This is a genomic window from Micromonospora sp. D75, assembly GCF_018070405.1.
Lineage (GTDB): Bacteria > Actinomycetota > Actinomycetes > Mycobacteriales > Micromonosporaceae > Micromonospora > Micromonospora chalcea.
The window spans coordinates 1-4,723 of record NZ_JAGPXV010000486.1 but is presented as its reverse complement, the minus strand read 5'-3'; the positions used below and the strand labels follow the sequence as shown (position 1 = coordinate 4,723).

Below are 4,723 nucleotides of genomic sequence, written 5' to 3'. Positions count from 1 at the left end.
GTCGGCCGGCCCGCCACCGGCGGCGAGCACGCCCTGCGAGGCGGTCGGACCCGGCACGCCCACCGGCGGGGTGGCGTCCGCCGCGGCGGCGCTGATCCGAAAGCTCATCTGCACCTGCCGGTCCCGCCCGCTGCGCGGGTCCAGCCGGCCGATCACCGCGCCGGCCAGCGGGGCACGGCGCTGCGCCTCGGCCGAGGCGGCGAGCGTCAACCGCAGGGTCGCGGTCCGGCCGGCCGGCAGGACGCCCAGCTCGCACCGGGTCCGGTCGGGCGTCACCGCGGCGCAGCCGCTCCCGGTGTCGCCGACCGTGACACCGGCCGGCAGGAGCACCTCGACACGGCCCGCGGCGTCGACAGCGCCGGTGTTGCCGAGCCGGACGGTGAGCGTGCTGGGCGCGCCGCTGATGTCGAACAGCACCTCGTCGGCGCGCAGCGAGATCCCGGGCACCGGCGGCCCGGGCGGGAAGAGCACCGGGAAGCCCTCGTCGTCGTACGCCGCTCCGCTGACCCCCGGCGCGACGGCGGTGACCTGCACGGAACCGGTCAGCGGCATGGTCCGCCAGGCGTCGCCGTCGACCCGTACCCGGATGGTCGCGCTGAACCGGGCGCCCGGCTCGGCGTCCCACCCGACGCAGCTGTGGTTGGCGCCGCCGGTCGGCTGGCAGCCCGGCGTGCCCGCGTCGGTCAGCCCGGGCGGCAGCGTGTAGGCGAGCGTGATCCGCTCCGCCCGGCCGCCGGTGTTCGTCACCGTCACCCGCAGCGTGGCCACCGTGCTGTCGGCGTTCCAGTAGTCGGGGGTGAGCACCACGTCCTCGGTGTTCACCCGTACCCCGAGCGGCCCGCCGGGCGGCTGGGCCGAGGGCGGCGGCGGGGGCTGGACCGGCGGCACGACCGGCGGCGGCGCGCTGGTGGTGTTCGGGGCCGCGCTGGTCGGCGCCGGTTCGACGGGCGGGCTGCTGACCGGCGGGGCCGGCGCGGTGGTGACCGGCGGCGGAGGCGTGCTCGGGGGTGGCGGCGCCTCGGTGGGCGGCGGTGCGGGCGAGCTGGTTCCCGGGTCCGCGGTGGGGACCGGTTCGGTCGGCTCGCCGGCCGGATCGGCGGGTTCGATCACCCGGGCCAGGCCGGCCGGACCTCCGGCGGCGGCCGTGGCTCCGGCCGGCGCCACCGCCACCGCCGCCGCGACCAACGCGGGCACCAGCAGTGCGAGGGTACGACGGAGCGCGGCCCGCCGAACGGGTCGAACGCGCAGGCGGGCCATCTGTCCTCCGGGGCGGGTCAAGGTGTCCCATTATTCGGTGACGCTTGCCATCAGGCACTAGTCCTGCCAGGAAACGAATTCGTAACGTGTCCGGGACATCTGGACGGGACCGGTACGCTCCGCTCGTGACCGGATATCTCGGCTCGTACGCCACGCTCGGTCTGCTGCTGCTCGCCGCCGTGCTCTTCTTCGTGACGGCGTTCTCCGCGAACCGGGTGTTACGTCCGAGCCGCCCGGCCGAGCCGTGGGGCAAGCGGGCCACGTACGAGTGCGGCATCGACCCGGTCGGCGGCGACTGGGCCCAGATGCAGATCCGCTACTACGTCTACGCCTACCTGTACGTGCTCTTCGCGGTCGAGGCGGTCTTCCTGTTCCCCTGGGCGCTGGTGTTCGACCGGCCCGGCTTCGGCGCCACCACCGTGGTCGAGATGGGCGTCTTCGTGGCGATCGTCGCGCTCGGCATCCTCTACGCCTGGCGGCGCGGCGTCCTGCGCTGGACCTGACCCGTCAGGCGCCGCGCGTCACCTGACCTCCTAGGCCAGCCCGCGCCGGGTCGCCGCCGGCGGCCGGTCGCCCCGGATCGAGGCCACCATGTCCAGCACCCGGCGGGTCTCGCGGACCTGGTGGGCGCGGAACACCCGGGCGCCGAGCCAGGCCGAGACCGCGGTGGCGGCGAGCGTCCCCTCCAGCCGCTCGGGCACCGGCAGGTCGAGCGTCTCGCCGATGAAGTCCTTGTTCGACAGGGCCACCAGCAGCGGCCAGCCGGTGTCGGTCAGCTCCGCCAGCCGCCGGGTGATCTCCAGCGAGTGCCGGGTGTTCTTGCCGAAGTCGTGCGCCGGGTCGATCAGGATGCCGTCCCGGCGTACGCCCAGCCCGGCCGCGCGTTCGGCCAGCCCGGTCACCGTGGCGAGCACGTCGGCCACCACGTCGTCGAAGTGGGCCCGGTGCGGCCGGGTACGCGGCGCGAGCCCGCCGGCGTGCGAGCAGACCAGCCCGGCGCCGGTCGCCGCGGCGACCCGGGCCAGCGCCGGATCCGCCCCCGACCAGGTGTCGTTGAGCAGGTCCGCGCCGGCCGCCACCGCCTCCACCGCCACCTCGGCCCGCCAGGTGTCGATGGAGACGACCACCTCGGGGAAGGCGGACCGGACCGCGGCGATGGTGTCCACCGTCCGCCGGATCTCCTCGGCCACGTCCACCTCGTCGCCCGGGCCGGCCTTCACCCCGCCGATGTCGATGATCTCAGCGCCCTCGTCGACCGCGCGCTCCACCGCGCGCAGCGCGCTGTCCTGGGCGAACGTGGCGCCCCGGTCGAAGAACGAGTCGGGCGTGCGGTTGACGATCGCCATCACCACCAGCTCACCGGGGCCGAACGTCCGTCCGCCCAGCCGCAACGCCCCGGTCATGCCCGCCTCCTCGTCGCCCGCGCTCGCCGGCCGGTCCGACGCTATCCGGTCCCGTGCGCGCCACCCCTGCCGGTCCCGTGCGTCGGACGCATTTACCGACCGGACGTCCCGGAGGGCTCGCCCGATCCCGGCCCGCATGCCACGATCTGTGCATGGGTGAGGTTCTGCTCCTCTTGGTCGTCGCGCTGACAGTCGCGGCGGTGGTGTTCGGCGTGACGGTGCTGGTCTCCGGCAAGGATCCGGGCCTGACACCGGCCGAGCCGGACGGGCGGGCCGTGCCCCTGCCGGGCAGCCGTCCGCTCGACGAGTCGGACGTGACAGGCGTCCGCTTCGACACGGCGCTGCGCGGCTACCGGATGGCCCAGGTCGACTCCGCGCTGCGCCGCGCGGCGTACGACATCGGCTACAAGTCCGAGCTGATCAGCGTGTTGGAGGCGGAGAACGCGGCCCTGCGCGACGGCCGCACCGAGGACGCCGACGCGCTGCGCCGGGCGCGCGAGGAGGCCGCCGCGACCCGGCCCGAGACCGAGCAGGCGGTCGACCCGTCCGACCCGGAGCCGGTGGTGATCGACCTGTCCGCGCCCGAGCAGCCGTCCCGTACCGACGCCGACGGACAGCCGGGAGGCACCCCGGCCGAGCCGGGCGTGGCGGAGGCCCCCGCCGCCGCGGCGACCGAGGACACCGTCTCCCCGGCGAACGGGATCGCTGCCGGCTCGGCCGACGACGACCGGGAGCGCGGTTCGGTGGTCCGGTCGGAGTCCGCGTGACCGGCGCCGGCCGCCCGGCCGACGACTTCACCGAGGCGTCCCGGCGCGGCGCCGGCGAGGTCACCGCCACCGTGATCGTCGACGCGCCGGCCGATCGCGTCTTCGCCGCGCTCACCGCCTGGGAACGCCAGTCGGACTGGATCCCGCTGACCCGGGTCCGGGTGGTCGAGGGTGACGGCGGCGAGGGCAGCCTGGTCGAGGCGGTCACCGCGCTCGGCCCGGCCGTGCTCCGGGACGAGATGCGTGTGGTCCGGGTCGACGCCCCGTACGAGGTCGGCGTGGTGCACTGCGGCAAGCTGCTGCGCGGCCCCGGCGTGCTGCGCTGCACCCCGATGGACCGCGACCGCACCCAGGTGGTCTGGCACGAGTGGTTCCACCTGCCGGGTGGCCCGGCCGGGCGGGTGGCCTGGCCGGTGCTCTGGCCCGGCTCGAAGTTCAGCCTGACCCAGGCGTTGAAGAAGTTCGCCCGGCTGGTCGAGCAGGGCCGGCTGCCCTGACCGGCGGTCGGCGCGGCGGGGCTGTCGGTGGCCCGGCCTATCGTGGACGCCGTGACTGACCTGGTGAACGGCCCCGACGGGCTGCCGCGCTGCGCGTGGGGAGCGAGCACCCCCGACTACGCCGTCTACCACGACGAGGAGTGGGGCCGGCCGCTGCGCGGCGACGACGCGCTCTACGAGCGGCTGACGCTGGAGGCGTTCCAGTCCGGCCTGTCCTGGCTGACCATCCTGCGCAAGCGGCAGGCGTTCCGGGACGCCTTCGCCGGGTTCCGGATCGAGTCGGTGGCCCGCTACGGCGAGTCCGACGTGGCCCGGCTGATGGCCGACGCGGGGATCGTCCGAAACCGGGCCAAGATCGAGGCGGCGATCGCCAACGCCCGGGCCGCGTCGGTGCTGCCCGAGGGCCTCTCCGCGCTGCTCGGGTCGTTCGCGCCGCCGGCCCGGGCGGCGCGCCCCCGGTCCTTCGCCGAGGTGCCGGCCACCAGCCCGGAGTCCGCCGCGATGGCCAAGGCGCTCAAGAAGCGGGGCTTCCGGTTCGTCGGCCCCACCACCGCCTACGCGCTGATGCAGGCCACCGGCATGGTCGACGACCACCTGGCCGACTGTCACGTGAGCGGTGACCGGCCGGGGTGTGACCGAGCGCGCCACCTCCGGCGTGATGGGATTGGGACATGACCGACACCGAGCCGCGTACGAGCGGGACGACCGACGGTGAGACCACTACCGGCGCCTGGGCGGTGCTGCTGCCCGCCGAGCGCTTCGAGGCCGAGCGGCTGGTGCACCACGACGTGCTGGAGCT

6 protein-coding genes are annotated in these 4,723 nt (G+C 75.5%); 4 read left to right on the top strand and 2 right to left on the bottom strand.

Annotated features, from left to right (window positions below; genetic code table 11):
- On the bottom strand, positions 1-1,194 hold a 1,194-nt coding region (locus KBX39_RS23770; protein ID WP_247660507.1), incomplete at its 3' end, for a hypothetical protein.
- Positions 1,195-1,382: 188 nt separating this feature from the next.
- Here KBX39_RS23770 and KBX39_RS23765 point away from each other — a divergent pair.
- Positions 1,383-1,760: an NADH-quinone oxidoreductase subunit A gene (locus tag KBX39_RS23765; RefSeq protein WP_030501070.1), complete on the top strand. Its 378-nt coding sequence runs from the start codon at positions 1,383-1,385 to the stop codon at positions 1,758-1,760.
- Between the two features lie 30 nt (positions 1,761-1,790).
- On the opposite strand, the gene folP is transcribed toward KBX39_RS23765, so the two are convergent.
- On the bottom strand, positions 1,791-2,660 hold the full coding sequence (gene folP / locus KBX39_RS23760) for a dihydropteroate synthase (RefSeq protein WP_166455791.1): 870 nt from the start codon (positions 2,658-2,660) through the stop codon (positions 1,791-1,793).
- Between the two features lie 152 nt (positions 2,661-2,812).
- Here folP and KBX39_RS23755 point away from each other — a divergent pair, with 152 nt between their 5' ends.
- From KBX39_RS23755 to KBX39_RS23745, 3 genes are read left to right on the top strand one after another with little or no spacing between them, the layout of a single operon-like run.
- Entirely contained in the window at positions 2,813-3,427 is a 615-nt protein-coding gene (locus tag KBX39_RS23755; protein WP_104115122.1) for a DivIVA domain-containing protein, read from the top strand.
- Positions 3,424-3,924, top strand: coding sequence for an SRPBCC family protein (locus KBX39_RS23750; protein WP_043326933.1), 501 nt, complete (start codon positions 3,424-3,426; stop codon positions 3,922-3,924). The genes KBX39_RS23755 and KBX39_RS23750 overlap by 4 nt, the downstream gene beginning before the upstream one ends.
- A 51-nt stretch (positions 3,925-3,975) precedes the next feature.
- Positions 3,976-4,599, top strand: a complete 624-nt coding sequence (locus KBX39_RS23745; protein WP_210872581.1) for a DNA-3-methyladenine glycosylase I — start codon at positions 3,976-3,978, stop codon at positions 4,597-4,599.
- Positions 4,600-4,723 lie beyond the last annotated feature (124 nt).